The 17,058-nt window shown below is 36.8% G+C and carries 15 protein-coding genes; all 15 read right to left on the bottom strand.

Going from position 1 to position 17,058, the window contains the following annotated elements; all coding sequences use genetic code 11:
• Positions 1-26: 26 nt before the first annotated feature.
• The 15 genes from uvrB to BBF96_RS01560 all read right to left on the bottom strand — a co-directional run bounded on the left by uvrB (position 27) and on the right by BBF96_RS01560 (position 17,055).
• Positions 27-2,027, bottom strand: coding sequence for an excinuclease ABC subunit UvrB (gene uvrB / locus BBF96_RS01630; RefSeq protein WP_127015539.1), 2,001 nt, complete (start codon positions 2,025-2,027; stop codon positions 27-29).
• Between the two features lie 1,102 nt (positions 2,028-3,129).
• Positions 3,130-3,483, bottom strand: a complete 354-nt coding sequence (locus BBF96_RS01625; RefSeq protein ID WP_127015538.1) for a hypothetical protein — start codon at positions 3,481-3,483, stop codon at positions 3,130-3,132.
• A gap of 310 nt (positions 3,484-3,793) precedes the next feature.
• Complete coding sequence (yfcE, locus tag BBF96_RS01620; protein WP_127015537.1) at positions 3,794-4,345, bottom strand: phosphodiesterase; 552 nt, start codon at positions 4,343-4,345, stop codon at positions 3,794-3,796.
• A gap of 22 nt (positions 4,346-4,367) precedes the next feature.
• Positions 4,368-5,126: a hypothetical protein gene (locus BBF96_RS01615; RefSeq protein WP_127015536.1), complete on the bottom strand. Its 759-nt coding sequence runs from the start codon at positions 5,124-5,126 to the stop codon at positions 4,368-4,370.
• Positions 5,127-5,128: 2 nt separating this feature from the next.
• The gene (locus BBF96_RS01610) at positions 5,129-5,785 is read right to left on the bottom strand and encodes a SatD family protein (RefSeq protein ID WP_164730843.1); all 657 of its coding nucleotides are present in this window, start codon (positions 5,783-5,785) and stop codon (positions 5,129-5,131) included.
• Positions 5,786-6,021: 236 nt separating this feature from the next.
• A complete protein-coding gene (locus tag BBF96_RS01605; protein WP_019431323.1) occupies positions 6,022-7,578 on the bottom strand; it encodes an IS1182 family transposase in 1,557 nt (518 codons plus the stop codon).
• 131 nt (positions 7,579-7,709) lie between these two features.
• On the bottom strand, positions 7,710-8,336 hold the full coding sequence (locus tag BBF96_RS01600; protein WP_127015534.1) for an N-acetylmuramoyl-L-alanine amidase family protein: 627 nt from the start codon (positions 8,334-8,336) through the stop codon (positions 7,710-7,712).
• A 99-nt stretch (positions 8,337-8,435) separates the two neighbouring features.
• A complete protein-coding gene (locus tag BBF96_RS01595) occupies positions 8,436-9,509 on the bottom strand; it encodes a hypothetical protein (RefSeq protein ID WP_127015533.1) in 1,074 nt (357 codons plus the stop codon).
• A 921-nt stretch (positions 9,510-10,430) separates the two neighbouring features.
• Positions 10,431-11,621: a divergent polysaccharide deacetylase family protein gene (locus BBF96_RS01590; RefSeq protein WP_127015532.1), complete on the bottom strand. Its 1,191-nt coding sequence runs from the start codon at positions 11,619-11,621 to the stop codon at positions 10,431-10,433.
• Positions 11,622-11,714: 93 nt separating this feature from the next.
• Entirely contained in the window at positions 11,715-12,908 is a 1,194-nt protein-coding gene (locus tag BBF96_RS01585) for a S41 family peptidase (protein WP_127015531.1), read from the bottom strand.
• Between the two features lie 66 nt (positions 12,909-12,974).
• Positions 12,975-13,499 carry an ABC transporter substrate-binding protein gene (locus BBF96_RS01580; protein WP_127015530.1) on the bottom strand — a complete coding sequence of 175 codons (525 nt, stop codon included), beginning with the start codon at positions 13,497-13,499 and terminating at the stop codon, positions 12,975-12,977.
• Between the two features lie 165 nt (positions 13,500-13,664).
• Positions 13,665-14,600 carry a transketolase family protein gene (locus BBF96_RS01575; RefSeq protein ID WP_127015529.1) on the bottom strand — a complete coding sequence of 312 codons (936 nt, stop codon included), beginning with the start codon at positions 14,598-14,600 and terminating at the stop codon, positions 13,665-13,667.
• A 14-nt stretch (positions 14,601-14,614) separates the two neighbouring features.
• Positions 14,615-15,442, bottom strand: coding sequence for a transketolase (locus BBF96_RS01570; RefSeq protein WP_241392399.1), 828 nt, complete (start codon positions 15,440-15,442; stop codon positions 14,615-14,617).
• Between the two features lie 21 nt (positions 15,443-15,463).
• Complete coding sequence (locus tag BBF96_RS01565; RefSeq protein WP_127015528.1) at positions 15,464-16,321, bottom strand: YitT family protein; 858 nt, start codon at positions 16,319-16,321, stop codon at positions 15,464-15,466.
• Positions 16,318-17,055 (bottom strand): WecB/TagA/CpsF family glycosyltransferase, encoded by a 738-nt coding sequence (locus BBF96_RS01560; protein ID WP_127015527.1) that lies wholly within the window; start codon positions 17,053-17,055, stop codon positions 16,318-16,320. The genes BBF96_RS01565 and BBF96_RS01560 overlap by 4 nt, the downstream gene beginning before the upstream one ends.
• Positions 17,056-17,058 lie beyond the last annotated feature (3 nt).

Raw genomic sequence — 17,058 nt, 5'->3', positions numbered from 1 at the left:
CAAAAAATACGTTATTTTAAAGTAGTTTATCTTTTATTAAGTTGCTCTTGAAGTTTAAAAATCTCATCTCGAATCTGTGCTGCCAGCTCAAATTCTAATTTTGCAGCAGCTTCTCTCATCTCTTCCTCCAATTCAGAAATACGGCGCTGAATATCAGCAACTTTTAGAGGTTCTTTCTCTTTTTCAGTTTTAATATTCGCTTTTTTCTTTGAATCTAACAGCATTTCCTCAGGCCTAAGGACTTCCCGGACGGGTTTGATAATGGTCCGGGGAGTGATGCCGTGTTTTTTGTTATATTCCATCTGTAACTTCCGCCGGCGGTTGGTCTCATCAATGGCCCGCCGCATGGAATCTGTCATCCGATCGGCATACATAATCACTCGCCCATTTACATTTCGAGCAGCCCGTCCGATAGTCTGAATCAGTGAGCGTTCATCTCTTAAGAATCCTTCCTTATCTGCATCAAGGATGGCAACCAATGAAACCTCTGGTAAATCCAGACCTTCTCTAAGTAGGTTAATTCCGACCAGTACATGAAACTCACCATTTCTTAAGTCCCGGATAATCTCCTGGCGTTCAATAGCATCTATATCTGAATGCATGTAGCGAACAGCAATTCCCGCATCTTTGAGATATTCAGTCAGATCTTCAGCCATCCTTTTCGTCAGAGTAGTAACCAGAACCCGTTCATTCCGTTCTTCAACTACCTGTCTAATTTCTTCCATTAGGTCATCAATCTGACCTTCCACCGGTTTAACCACCACTTCCGGATCAACCAGACCAGTGGGGCGAATAATCTGTTCTACAACCTGAGTAGAATGTTTTAACTCATAAGGTCCGGGAGTTGCAGAAACAAAAATGGCCTGTTTAATTAGTTTCTCAAACTCTTCAAATTTTAGAGGCCTATTATCCAAAGCAGAGGGCAGACGGAACCCATACTCAACCAGTTTCTCCTTCCGTGATCTATCGCCATTATACATTCCGCCAATTTGCGGAATAGTAATATGGGATTCATCAATAATTAAAAGCCAGTCATCAGGAAAGTAATCCAGGAGAGTTTCAGGCCGGGAACCGGGCGGTCTGCCGGCCAGATGACGTGAATAATTTTCAATTCCGGAACAAAATCCGACAGTTGCCAACATCTCAAGATCATAGCGAGTCCGCTGCTCTAAGCGCTGGGCTTCAAGGAGCTTACCCTGAGACCGCAACTCTTTAAGTCTCTCCTCAAGTTCGGCTTCAATGGTTTTTAAAGCTCTCTTAATTTTTTCTTCTTTGGTAACAAAGTGACTTGCTGGATAAATGGTTACCTCATCTAAAGTATCTAAAATTTCACCGGTCAAAGTATCAATCATAGTAATCCGATCAATCTCATCACCAAAAAATTCTACACGATAAGCCTGATCCTGATAAGCCGGAAAAATTTCTACCGTATCTCCTCTAACCCGGAAAGTTCCCCGGGCCAGATTCATATCATTGCGGTCATATTGAATATTAATCAACTGTCGGATGATCACATCCCGATCCTGAATCATTCCCACTTTTAAATGACAGGATAGATCCAGATAATCAGCAGGAGAACCCAGGCCATAAATACATGATACACTGGCAACTATAATTACATCCTGCCGTTCAAATAGATATCGAGTGGCAGAGAGTCTGAGTTTATCAATCTCTTCATTAATCGAAGCATCTTTTTCGATATAAGTATCTGTTTGAGGCACATATGCCTCTGGTTGGTAATAATCATAATAACTGACAAAATAACCAACAGCATTTTCCGGGAAAAATTCCCTAAACTCCGCACAGAGCTGAGCTGCCAGAGTCTTGTTATGGGCAATGACCAGAGTAGGTTTGTTTATATTAGCAATAACATTGGCTATGGTAAAAGTCTTACCAGAACCCGTTACCCCCAAAAGTGTCTGGAAGCGATCGCCCCGCAATATGCCCTCAGTTAGCTTTTCTATAGCTTGAGGTTGGTCCCCCTGGGGTTTATAATCTGCTTTCAGTTTAAACTTCCCCTTCTTCACAATTTTTCACCTCCCGGAACCTATTTAAGTTCCTTTTCGTAATATTTACATATTTATAAGGCACACTAATCAATGAATCATCCTAACCCATAATTAGCTGATCACACCCTCATATAAACCTTATTTAAAGTAATCTAACAAAAAAATTTCAATAGCACTTAAAATTAGCTTTTTGTAGTTTAATCCATTAATAGGATAATACTCTTTTTAAATTTATACTATGGTTATACTACAAAAAGTTAATTTTTCGCTTAAGAAGAAATTTTTCGAACCATCTAAAGCTCGATTTCTATCGAAATAAGGCTCCCAAATCAAAGGGCCCTCCTGGCCCTTGATTAGCTCATCACCTCCTGTGATGAAGCCTTATTTCGATTTCGATCTCAATCTCACTAAGATGGTTAAACAAAAAATTTCTATGTCGCTCTAAATTAGCTTTTTACAGTATTATCACACTATAAAATTATAACGATAATAGTTATTATTTTAAAGAGTATTTTTCGTAAAAACCATTTATTTTAGTCTTACCGAACATATATTCGATATCCTTCACCCGATTCCTGCAAATTTTCAAAAAATGATAAAATATTTTTCTATGAAGTTAAGTTTTAATGCTTAATTTTTAAAAAGTTAAGTTATCTAACTTAACTCTTTATTAAACTGCAAAAAGCTAATTTTTCGCTTCAAAAGAAATTTTTCGAACCATCTAAAGTTAAATTTCAGTCAAAATAAGGCACACTAATCAATGGGTCATCCTGACCCTTGATTAATTATGAGGCCTTATTTCGACTGAAATCTCACTAAGATGATTTAACGAAAAATTTCTATGACGCTCAAAATTAGCTTTTTGCAGTAAACAACCTTAAAATAGTAAAAATAATTTTATTTGATGAATACTTATTTTTTAAAAAATACAAAAACACCTCAACTCAATTATTAAATTGGGTTGAGGTTTTAACTCTAGTAAATTAAAAATCAATGATTAATCAAATAATTCTTTTCCCAAAACAGTATAAATTGGATTAAAATCTTTTTAAATCCTTTGGATAAAATTTTGAATACAAGCTTTCAAATAAAAAAAAAACAGGGTATCAAACCTGGTCTTTTAAAAAGAAGACTTAAAGTTTTTCTTTAGATAAAAGATATCTTGTTCATTTTGTAATTCTTTATGTTTAATAAAGTCAATATCGTTCGATATTTTATCAAACTTCCTAATAGTTTCAGTCCTGAATTCAGTTAATTCTGCAGTTTGTTCCATGACTGTTTTTAAGTCCAATTTTATTTCCTTAACCTCGGATTTTAAATTAGTGATATCAGATTGCATTTTAGTGATATCAGACTGTATTTTAGCTATATCAGACTGCATTTTAGTGATATCGGACTGCATTCTGGTAATATCCGATTGCATTTTAACCTGGTTTTCCAATATTTGGTGTAGCACCTTTTCAATTTTTTCCACGCTATCACCCTTTCATAATATATCTATAAGAAAAGATTCTGCAGATGAATTGATTTTCCTTCTTAAAAGATAAAAAAGTCATTTAACCAATTATGGCTAAATGACTTTAAAGCAATTTTTAATTTTACTGCAAAAAGCTAATTTTTCGCTTCAAAAGAAATTTTTCGAACCATCTAAAGTTCGATTTCAGTAACTTGATTAGCTCATCACATCCTCATATGAGGTCTTATTTCGACTGAAATCTTACTAAGATGGTTTAACGAAAAATTTCTATGTCGCTCAAAATTAGCTTTTTGCAGTTTAATCATTTTTAAATTTTCTTCTCTAATAAAACCTGACCATTTACAAGAGATTTGACCTGAACTTGAAATTCATCTATAATAGCAAAAGTCGGTTCTTTTGGCTCCTGTTTTGGTAAAGCTGTACTTCCTGGATTAAGCAAAATCACTCCATCAACTTCTTTTAATACAGGTTGGTGAATATGACCATAAATCAAAATTCGGGCACCAAACCTCTGCCCAAAGGTAACCATCTCTTCTTCCGAAGAATGCTGAAATCCGTGATATACCACAATCCGCCTCGAACCGTCCTGAACAAGAGCATAGGACGGTAATGGATACGGCAGTACCCAATCATCTACCTCAGCATCTACATTACCTCTAACTAAAACAAGAGGAATATTCAACCCAGTCAACCTTTCCGCCAGTTTTCCTGGATCATACCCTTCTGGTAACGGATTTCGTGGGCCGTGATAGAGCAAATCTCCTGCATGAATCAGTAAATCTATATCTTCTAAGTAATTCAGCACCTTGTTAAAAGCAGTCAAACTACCATGAGTATCACTGATTACACCAATACGCATTAGAATCACTCCTTTGCAGTATTCACATCACATGCTGCAATGGCCAGATTGAGATTAATGCAAAGAGAATACTGGCCATGGTTCCCACGATAAAGTATTCCACAAACTCGGGATTATCAAACTTTTTAAATCGGGCAATAGATTTGGTTCCCAGAATAAAACCGATGATACCAATATTAACACCACCACTGTTTATTGTCAATAATGTGGCAATAATTATGAGAAGACGTTCAAGAATTCCAATCAAAGTCCCTGCACGATAGGCTCCTTCATCAACAAGATATCTCCCAACTTCTTCTCCATTACGTGCATTACAGGTTCTATAAGTTAAATCATTTAAAATAGTCCGTATTAACCGTGGGGCAAACCAGATATTAGCAATCAGGACTAAAAGAATCACTTCCCACTTTTGAATTTCTACCAACTTTACATATCTATGTACACCTACTGCCAAACGCCAGGAACGGTCAAATGGAAGAGAAATCACATAAATAGCTATAATATGGAAGCATTGTTTCAAAACTAAATTAAAAAATTCACACCCTCTATAATCAACTCTTAATCTATCCTCAAAATATGAGATAGTAAAATAGGCAAAACCGGCAATAGGAACCACCAGGAAATGTTCCGGATACACAACCTGCCAGAACAATCCGGCCAATATAATAAACATTAAAAGAAAAGTACGTTGAATCAGTTTCAGCTTTTCACGAAAGATAAACTCTACAACAGAATAAGCCAGAAACATTACCACCAAAACCATACTTTTAGTCATAAGCACCTTTACATCTCCTTTCTCTCAATCCATTCTAATAGCTGAATCAACCCATCTTCCCCGGCCCGAATTTCCTCCACATATCCTGCCTGAATTTTCTGGGTAATAGCTGATTTGGATTGTTTCAGTCGTTCAGCAATTTCCCTATAGGTTCCGGTTTCAAAGAGAAGCCAGTATACCTCCCGTTGTTTGTCTGTTAGCTTAAATTTTAGTAATTCTACCATCTGTATATAATTGTTTACAATACTTGTTAATTCCGGAGATTGAAATGTATATCTAACTAAGGGAACAAAACGTCCATGACTGCGAATATACCCCTCTTTTAATCTTTCAATACTGGCCCTGGCCAGATGAAACGCCGGCCCATCCATTTCACCACTCCGTCCACTCAACCTGGTCAAAATTTCACCATACCCAACCCCAGCGTAAAAAGGATACGTTTGAAAAATGCGCTGAAAATCCCTGATCAAAGGATAACTGTCCTTTAAACTAGCCAACACCCCCTGGACCTCATCACCCAGAGTAAAATCAAAAGGAACTTTAATCACTCCAGCATATTTCTGGTTAATCAACTTTAAAACTTCTTTAAATTTTTTTTGAACCTTTTCCCGATCTGGTAATTGACGTGAATTGACCAGATCTAAAGTTATAACACAATACTTCATATGTTCTCCCATCTCCATTACCAGGCTTTCTATTCTAATTCGAGATAAAAATAATAAATCCTTTTCCAAATAATAAAATCCGGCTATACAATACCTATTCCTTTTTTATATCAAATCAAAAAGGGGCTGTCCCAAAAGTAATTAATTACTTTTGGGCATGGCCCCTTTTTTCATTGTTCATTTCAAATTCATTGAAAATTCTTCTGTTAAGAAAATAAAAACCCATACCTGACATTCTATACTGTTGCCAGTTTAGCCAGGTTATGGGCTATACACAGTAAACCCCATTCAATTTTTACTTTCTCAAGGCCACGAAGCAGAAATCTCCGGAATGACCAATTACCTTTGATCCTTCCAAAGACAGATTCCGCTTCAATTGCTCTTTGAGAACGGAGTTTCATACCTTTATCGGAACAAAGGTTTTCCTTTACCTTTTGCTTATATTCACGTAATTTAAAATTTATTCTTATTACTCGATCACCTTTGGCCCTGGTACAATTTTCTTTTAACTCACACCCATCACAATTTTCGCATTTGTAATATCTAATTTGTTTAGTATATCCATTTTCAGTCTTAATTTCTTTTGTCTTACAGTAAATGAGTCTTCTTTGAGCAGGACAAATAAACTCGTCGTTTTCTTTATCATACGGCCAGTTTTCTACTTTAAATATATCATTTTTAAACTTCTTCTTTTGTTCTTTATGAAAAGTATTATACTTAACATAAATATTAGTATTAGCTTTCTCTAAGTAATCATAATTTTCCTCACTACCATAACCTGAATCAGCTATCACATTCTCCGGAATCTTACCTGTAACTTCTTTTACTTTTTCTAAATGAGGTATTAAGCATCTTGAATCTGCCGGCCTTTGATGAATACTATAACCAACTACAAACTGATTCTCTGTACCTATCTGAACATTATATGCGGGCTTCAATTGCCCATTTTTCATGTGGTCTTCTTTCATTCTCATAAAAGTTGCATCAGTATCTGTTTTAGAATAACTGTTTCGTCCATTTAAAATCTCTTCCTGTTGCTCATATTTTTTCATTCTGGGAAGACATTTAGTCTTGAGCTCTTTAATTGTTTTCTTTAACTTCTTGTTTTTGGAGTTCTTTTCTAGACGTTCTTCAAGTTCCTTAATTTTTTCTTCGAGTTTCTTTGAATCTATTTCTTTTCCTTCACCCATCTCCTCCAGGTCATTATCCCCATACAATCTATTCTCTTCTTCGTTGGTTTTCTCAATCTCTTTTAAAAGTTCATTAATTTTTGCCCTAAGCCTTGCTTTGTACTTCTTTGTCGCTTTTCTCCAGACAAAGCTATATTTGTTTGCATTAGCTTCTATTTTTGTACCATCTAAAAAGTAATTCTCTAACTTTACATATCCTTCTTCTATAAGAAGTTCCAATACTGATGCAAATACCTCATCAATAACATCTTTCATGATCTCTGATCTGAATCGGTTTATCGTCCGAAAATCAGGTTTATTGTTACCACTAAGCCACATAAAATAAATATTTTCCCGAAGTGCCTTGGCAATTCGTCTTGATGAATATATTCTCTGAGTATAGGCATATACTATAACCTTAAGCATCATTTTCGGATGGTAGCTGCTTCTACCCCCACCTTTATATTTTTCAAGCAGGGGTTCAATATTCATCCTTTCTATAGCTGAATTTACCACCCTTACTAAATGATTCTCAGGAATAAACACATCAAAACTCAAAGGCAACATTGTCTGATTCATATTATATTCAATAAATGTCTTTTTATTATGGTTTTTCCTCTTCATATTTATATTTTACCATAAAAAAAAGGTGTTGTCTTTATAAAAATTTCTGACAACACCTTTCTTTTAATATTTACTTTTGGGGGTTATAAAGGGACTTTTGGGACAGCCCCTCCTTTAAAGTTAGTCCGCTATTAATAACTTACACCGTAGTGATCAGCAATACCTTTGTAAATATAGTAACCTTCTCTCCAGGTATAGCCAGCATCTCTCAATCTAGCTTCTTCATCTGGATTAGAAATAAAGGATGCTTCAGTTAAAATAGTAGGCATGCTGGTATACTTCAATACGTAGAAATCAGCTGTTTTGGTACCGCGATCTGGCAGACCGCCCCAGGCTAACAGTTGAGCATGAACTTTATTTCTCAAATCAAAGCTGTAGCTACTACCATAAGTATAGCAGTAAGTTTCGGTACCATTTACAGAAGGATCACTACTTGCATTGTGGTGTACAGAGATAAACCGATCAGCACCCCAGGAATTAGCGTCATTTACACGATCACTTAAGCTTACATATACGTCAGTTGTACGGCTCATCCGTACAGTTGCTCCACCATACTCAATGAGACAGTTTTTGAGAACAGTTCCAACACGCAGGTTAACTTCTTTTTCAGTCAGACCAGTAGGACCAACAGCACCGGAATCAGATCCACCATGACCTGGGTCAACATAAATTTTCGTACCAACCAGACCTCCACCAGCATATACGCTAAAAGACAGAGCCAGTACAAAAACCAGCACCATTAAAAATACCTTTTTCATTGTAAAAACCTCCTTCAAATTTTATTTTTCCCTTCTCCCTAATTCTTCTTTCAGACCGGCAAATTAATAAAATGCCTACTCTCCTACATTCCTCCCTTCTCAAAAGTTAAATTGCCAACTCACCACAGCTTTACCATAGTTGAAATTCTTATCTTCTATATAGGCTGTAGAGAAGCTAATATCAGAAACTTCTGAAAGATATTTCTGCAATTTAACCTCAAAAACCCTCAGCGGGACCCGGTTCAATTTTTCCAATTCTTTTTTATCCAGATAATCCAGATACACAAGGTTTAAACCGAGAACCAGATCATTATTTAGACCGTGCTGATATAAAAGATCAATGCCGGCTGTATTGGGATGAAATTTAATACCACTTTCCATAGTAGACATTCCGCGTTTTCCATATTGAGCTATAAAACCTTTACTAAAGGCACCTAACCTCATTGAGAATAACTGCTTTTCATTCTCGATCAAGTTAACGAAAACCACTCCACCGGGCCAGACCCTATCATCCACATTTTCTCTATAAACCCAGGCCGGATAAACTAAACCTAATTCACCTTTAATGGTATGGCCCGATATTTTTCCCACCAGATCCAAACTTAAAGCTTTTTCGTCATAAAATCCGTTAAGAATTATATTTAAACCAACCAATTTATCTCCAAATTTTCTGGAAAAGCGACAAGCAGTAAGTTCATCGAGAAGATATGTAGAGACATAAGGATATTCTTTATACATACTCATAAGAAGTCTATTGTAAACACCTGTAATCCATGTATATTTATACATGGTATTAACTATTAAACCCTCTTTTCCAGCTATTTGATTCCCCATCAGTAACCCAACAGGACCTAGTTCATATTTAAATCGGCCAACTGTAAACATGGCTCGCTCTGTATAATATCTGACAAAGGCTTCTTCTAAAACCAGAGGAAAACTCAAAGAATATTGAGTTCCCCCTCCGCCCCATAACCCCCGATGATCCATTCTTAAAATCAATTCAAGCTCTGGAACTGGATTAGCATAAAATTCCATCTCAACAATCTGGCTGAATCCCGGAACTGTGGGATTGGTTAAACGAAAAATCCGACGAATATCCTCATCCTCTTTCTTTCTTGCCTCCCACCGTTTTAATTCATCTTCATCGGTAATTCCTTCTGGAATTTCGACCACAGGGTCATCTGGATAATTACCAAAATATGAATCAACAGTAATATTTATTGAACCACGAAAAGTTACTATTGGATGAAAAACTTCATCCTCTGCAGTAAGTGGGGCTGTTAAAAAAACAGAACTAAACAGATCATAAAACCAATGATTATTGTATTTCTTTTGTACATACCAATCCTCCTACCATATTTTTCAATTAAATTTTTTGATAATTACTTTCTTCTATTATGATTTCTAATTTCCTCCTTAATATCTAAAATTCTTAGGATATTCTTTCTTTTTGATTTATAGTAATCATTTAATAAAGCTATTCTTAAGTCATATATGCTATGTCTAACTTCCTATGTAAGACTATGTTAATGAATTGAAAATACAATAAAAATTTCTCGAATCATCTAAAGTTCAATTTCAGTCGAAATAAGACAGACGATAATGGGTCATCTCTGACCCATATTAGCTCATCACTTCTGGAATAAGACCTTATTTTTCCTTCAATCTCATAGTTTATGAAACGCTCTAAGATTACGGTATGTCTCCACCATAACTAATAAGCCCCTGGCTTTCTCCAATAGGCAAAGCCAGGGGCTATATTTACCTGGGGAGGTATTTGATAAACGCCCATAACTCTTTCTTAACCTGCTTATAAGGTGGATCCAATCATTAAAATTAAAATCTTCTGTTCAAGCAATTTAAATAAAGATTAGATGATTAAACTGCAAAAAAGCTAATTTTGAGTTGTTTAACCATCTTAGTGAGATCGAAAAGAATGGCCTCATCATAGAAGGTGATAAGCTAATCAAGGGTCAAGAGAGCCCATTGTTTAGTGTACTTTATTTCAACTAAAATCGAATTTTAGATAGTTCGAAAAATTTCTCTTAAAGCGAAAAATTAGCTTTTTGTAGTAAAATCTTAGATATTTTTTAATTATTCAAATCTCTCCAAAATATCCTTAACATATATAATCTGTATACCCATTTCCTCTAGATCATCAATCATTGAAAGAATTGCCCTTGCCGTGTACTTCCGTACATGTCCGATGGCAATTACCTTACCCCGACGTAGGGCTATCTTTCCTGCTTTTAAAATCTGCTGTTCAATAGCTTCCTGCTTGTCCACATTATCAATGAAAATATAATTTACCCCATAATCTTCACCAATCTGGCGAGCTACTGCAGTAGCAACCGAATTGGGAGTGGTACTGCTATCAATGAAAAACAGCCCATGTTCTTTTAAATACGTTAAAACAACTTTCATCACCTTAATATCCTCGGTAGCTTTAGAGCCCATATGATTATTAACCCCAATTATCCCCTCCGGCAAACTGGCCAGATTAGAAGCCAGAGTCTTAACAATCTCTTCTTCTGTCATCCCGGTGTAAATGGCCCCTTTTCCTGGATTGAGAGAAGATCTGGCTTCCATCGGTAAGTGTAATATCAGATCATAACCTTCTTTTAAAACCCGCTTAGCCTGTTCGACAGATCTAGGTAGATGGGGTAAAACCGCAAAAGTCATAGGCCGGGGAATTGTCATCATCCGTTCAAACTCTGACCAGGGATAGCCCAAATCATCTATGATAAAAGCTAACCTGGCCCTGGGTTTGATTTTAGTCAGGACATATTGGTGTGTTAAAACCTCTAAATCATCCAATATAAAACCAAAATAGACGGACTCCTCTATTTTCTCATCAGATTCTATCTTTTCAGTTCGTAAAAGTTCAACTCCAACACTTTCCACTGCCTTACATAAAGCTTCTTTTACTTCAGCTAAATCCCTGGGATTACGGTCAAAGGTTGGAACTTCAATAACTCCGCTCTTTTTTTCCCAGATCAAATAGATATTTTCATTAATCTCAACTTCCTCTTTATTGCTTTTGACCTGCTTTACTGCTAAACCCATCTGATTTAAAGTTTCTGTCAAACTGATATCCGTTCTTGTAATTACTTCTTTCAACTCAATAACCTTTTTCTCAGGAAGAATAAGATTCTGCTCTGATTCATTCTGAAAGGCTGGTTCTGGGAATTTGACTGCCTTATAATACCTGGCTATGGCATAACTGGAAATAATTAATATTACCAAAATTAATCCAAATATACTTAATTGCTTCATCATTTTCATACAACAACTTCCTCTCTAAGTATAGAACTTAAAAAAGTCGCCTTTTCTCACCGCAATAAATTGCGGGAGATTTACTGGCGACAAATTAAATAATTAACTGGCAGGCTTTAAGGATTCTTTTTGCAATTTATTAATGATCATCTGGTTAATCAATTCAACAGCTTTTTCTAATTGATTATCTATTCCCTCTTTTGCTTTTTCCGGATCGAACTCCACTACTACATCAGGTTCAATTCCATCTTCATGAATAAATCGATCGTTTGGAGTATAATATCTGGCAGTAGTAATCTTAAATGCCGACCCATCACTTAATGGAATAACATTTTGAACAGTTCCTTTACCAAAAGTTCGGGTTCCAACCAAAACTCCTACTCCAGTATCCTGAATCGCTCCAGCCACAATCTCAGAAGCACTGGCACTACCGCCATTGACCAGAACGACCAGTGGATAATCATAATGTTTAATAAATCGGTTTACCCACAAGGTCTCTTTTACTCCGTCTCGCTGCCGAATATGAACTATAGGACCTTTTTCGATAAAGCTACTGGCTACATTGACGGCTTCGTTTAAAAGTCCTCCCGGGTTATTGCGAAGATCTAAGATTATTCCTTTAACACCATTAGACGCAAATTCTTTCATGACTTCCTGTACGTCCTGACCCACTCCTGAACCAAACTGGAAAATATCTATATAACCAATCTTATCTTCCCGTAATTCATAATCAATATATGGTACTTCAATTAAACCACGAATAATTTCATACTTTTTCGGTTCTTCATCTCCCCGTTTAATTGTTAAAATTACTTTTGTACCTGGCTCACCACGCATCCATTTGACAGCAGTATCAGTAGAAATTCCCTCAGTAGACTTACCGTCCACCTCTAAAATTATATCACCAGCCTGAAGGCCAGCAGCTTCACCAGGGGTATCTTTTATCGGTGATATAATAGTTAACTTACCATCTCGAATAGTAATTACAATCCCAATTCCTCCAAAAACACCTTCCAACAAATCAGTCTGTAAATCTTCATATTCTTCAGGTTCTAAATAAGCAGAGAAAGGATCCAGCTCTTCCACCATTCCCCTGATAGCAGCATTTATTAGCCGATCTGAATCTACCTCATCTACATAAAAATTGCTGATAATAAAATATATATCACGTAAAAGTTGAAAACGTTCAGGAATACGAACCAGTTCAGAAGCAAAAGATTTAAAATAAAAACCAACCATTACACTAATCAACAGCAATAAAATCAAATTACCAATTATTAGCCACTTTTTTTTCATAGAATTCTTACACCAGCCTTTTTCTTTTTTTTTTTTTTTTAATTCGCTATTATATTAAAGATACCTTTAAAATATCCCCATCTTTTTTAATAAAAATTTTAACAACTCCCAACTCTCTTCCGGTTTTTCAGTCTTAGAACAGATTACTAAAACAGTATGATCATTAATAGGAATACCGTATAGTTTTCCATCAATTCCATATAATTCCGGATACTGTTGAGAGTCAGGAAAAGGAAAGCCTTCACTTTTTAAATAATCATCTAAAGGCAGCAATCCACCTTTATCTTTATAGAGGGGTAAACGTTCTTTAGTAAGAAAAAATAGGTCAGGAGGATTTTGGGCTCCAAACAATATCAAAAGCTTTTGCTCATAACCACCAATAGGAGTCGGCATTCTCTGAACCTTTTTTTCTTTATCTTCGGTATATTCATCTAACCATCGACGATATTGAATTATTTCTTCTGGTGTCTCAGTCCAGTACATAAATACAACCGATGACATCTCTCCATTATCTTTATTACTACATCCCGTTAGAATAAAGATAAAGAAGATAACAAATGTCAGTAATAAAATGATATTCCGTTTGCCCATTTTTACACCTCCCAGATAATTTTAGTATAACAGATATTTATTAAAATCTCAATTCCTGAACCAATAACACCAGATCTTTGACATCCAGGATTTATATCATCCTTGATAGGTAAAAAATAGCTCCCATCCTTAATGGGAGCTAAATAAAACGTTACTAAACTTTCTTTACTTGCGCTTAAGAACAGTATGGACTGCATCAACTATATTTACATCTAATAATCCATATTTTTTCATGAGTTCATCGGGTTTGCCTGATTCTCCAAAAGTATCCTTAATTCCAACCCTCTGCATTGGCATTGGAGCATTTTCAACTAAAACTTCTGCAATAGCACTGCCCAATCCTCCGTAAATGTTATGCTCTTCAGCAGTAACCACTGCTCCAGTCTTTTGGGCCGCTTCTACTACACCTTCTACATCCAGAGGTTTAATAGTATGAACATTGACTACATGAGCAGAGATACCTTCCTTTTCAAGAATCTGAGCAGCCTTAAGAGCCTGATCAACCATTACACCGGTAGCAAAGATTGTCACATCCTGGCCATCCCGCAAAGGTACTACCTTACCCCATTCAAATTTATAATTTTCATCAAAGACAAATGGAACAGCACCACGGGTAAAACGGAGATAGACCGGGCCATCATACTCCGCAGCCGCTTTGACCGCTTCTTTTGCCTCATAATAATCACAGGGAACTATAACTGTAAAGTTGGGAATAGAACGCAAAATGGCAATATCTTCAACCGCTTGATGGGTAGCACCGTCGGGGCCAACAGTTATTCCTGCATGAGTAGCAGCTATTTTTACGTTCAACTTAGGGTATGCGATAGAATTTCTCAATTGATCAGCAACCCGGGCACTGGCAAATACTGCAAATGTACTGGCAAAGGGAATTTTTCCACAGGTTGCCAGACCAGCAGCAACACCTATCATATTGGCCTCAGCAATCCCCATTTCTAAAAACCGCTCTGGGAATTCCTCCATAAATTTTTTCACCCTGGTAGAAGAACCGACATCAGCATCAAGAACCACAATATTACTATTCTTACGACCGGCTTCAACAATTCCATCACCAAATCCATCGCGTGTAGCTTTACCTGCCATTTTTCTCTCCCCCTCTATCCTAATTCTGCCAGAGCTTTTTCAAGTTCTTCACCACTTGGCGCCTTTCCATGCCATGCAGCTGTATCTTCCATAAAGGAAACACCTTTACCTTTTATAGTTCTGGCAATAATCATTACAGGTTTACCGGTGTAATCTCTGGCCTCTTTCAATGCATTAACAATGGCTTCCATATCATGACCATCAATTTCTATTACATGCCAACCAAAAGCCTTAAATTTCTCTGCAGTAGGAGAAACTTCCATAATTTCACTTGTTGGGCCAACCAACTGAATACGATTATAATCCAGAATAGCAACCAGATTATCTAATTTGTAATGGGCAGCAGACATGATAGCTTCCCAGACCTGGCCTTCCTGAATCTCACCATCTCCCAACAAAGTATAAACGGTATAATCCTTTTTGTCCAATTTACCCGCAAGGGCCATTCCAACAGCAGCAGAAATTCCCTGACCTAAAGAACCGGTGGTCATATCAACACCTGGAGTACCTTTCATATCAGGATGGCCCTGAAGATGATGGTCAATCTGCCGTAAATGTTCTAAATCTTCTTTCGGAAAATATCCCTGCTCAGCCAGTGCTGCATAAAGAACAGGGGCAGCATGACCTTTAGAGAGGACAAACCGATCCCGATCTTCCCACTTGGGATTTTCAGGATCAATATTCATGATGTGAAAATAAAGTGCAGTGATAATATCAGCTGCAGAGAGAGACCCACCGGGATGACCTGAACCTGCTCTACTGGTCATCTTTAAGATATCTTTCCGAATCTCTCTGGCCTGATTTTTAAGTTCCTCAATAGATTCCAAATGCTTTCTTTTCATTCTCTAACCTCCTTATTAGTTTTAATTACTTAGAAATTCTTGAAACCCTTCACCCATCACTTCATGCACTTCAGTAATAATAACAAAGGACTTGGGATCAATGCGATGTACCAGGTGCTTTAATTCTGTTACCTCTGACCGGGTTACAATAACTAATAAAACATTTTTCTTACGCCCGGTATAACCACCACTTCCATATAGTGTAGTTACACCACGGTCCATTTTATGCAAAATTTCTCTCCTGATCTCTTCAGAATAATCAGAGATAATCAGAACTGCTTTAGCAAGATTAAGCCCTTCCTGAATCAGATCAATTACTTTACTGGAAACAAAAATTGAAAGAACTGCATATAATGCCAGTTCAGCATTAAAGACAATCCCCGCAAGAGCAATTACCATAGCATCTACCAGTAAAAGGCCCTGACCAATACTGAAAGCCGGGAAAAAATGATGAAGTAAAGCAGCTATCAGGTCTGTTCCACCCGTAGTTCCTCTGGATTTAAAGACAATTCCTAAACCCAAACCTACAATTCCACCACCATACAGACTTGCAAGCAGCGGATCTTTAGTTAAAACAGGTAAATAGGGTGTTAAAAGATCTGTAGCCAGTGACAAAACCACAATTCCAAACAGAGTACGAAACCCTACATGCTTCCCTAACACTTTAACTCCCGCTAAAAATAGCGGGATATTGATAATTAACATAACTATACCTACAGGAAAACCAAATAGATAGTAAATCACAGTAGCAAGACCACTTACTCCACCGGCAGCAATTCTATTGGGAATCAAAAAGATTATTAAACCGACGGCAATAAGAATACTACCAATAACAATACCAAGATAATCTATGATTATTTGTCTGATTTTATCTTTCATCGAATTCGACGCTCCTTATACAGAACTGAATAAAATACAAATTTAGGCAAAGCCAGCATTCTAAAGAAACGGTATGGTTCTTTAACTAACCGATAGAACCATTCCAGATGAATTTTCTGCATCCATTGGGGAGCCCGCCTTTTCTCACCTGCCCAGATATCAATACTCCCACCGATACCAATAGATACAGGAACCTTGAGCTGATTTTTATATGTAGCGATAAAAATCTCCTGCCGCGGTGCCCCCATTCCTACAAATAATAGATCCGGCCTTAAGTTCTGGATCTCAGAAACCACCTTAGACCGATTTTCCTCATTAAGATAACCATGATGGGTACCGACAATCTTTAGACCGGGATATTGACGGATCAGGTTCTTTTTGGCCTTTTCTGCCACTCCCAGAGCTCCTCCCAATAAATAAATAGAATACCCCTTGTTAAGTGCACGTTCAAAAAGTCGGGTGGAAAGGTCAAAACCCGTTACCCGCTCAGGCATATCCACCCCCAAAAAATAACGGGCAACGAGAAGCAACCCGATTCCGTCAGGCACCACCAGATCAGCCTGATTCATAATCTGAAAAAATTTTTCATTCTTCTGAGCAGCCATAACCATCTCAGGGTTCCCGGTTATAATCTGTCTGGGTTTTTTTTCTTCAATAGCATCTTCTATCCACCTTAAAGCCTCTTCCATTGTGATTATATCAACCTGTATTCCGAGAATTTTTACTTTATCCATAGT

It is taken from the genome of Anoxybacter fermentans (assembly GCF_003991135.1).
GTDB lineage: Bacteria > Bacillota > Halanaerobiia > DY22613 > DY22613 > Anoxybacter > Anoxybacter fermentans.
This window is presented reverse-complemented; position numbering and strand designations above follow the sequence as displayed.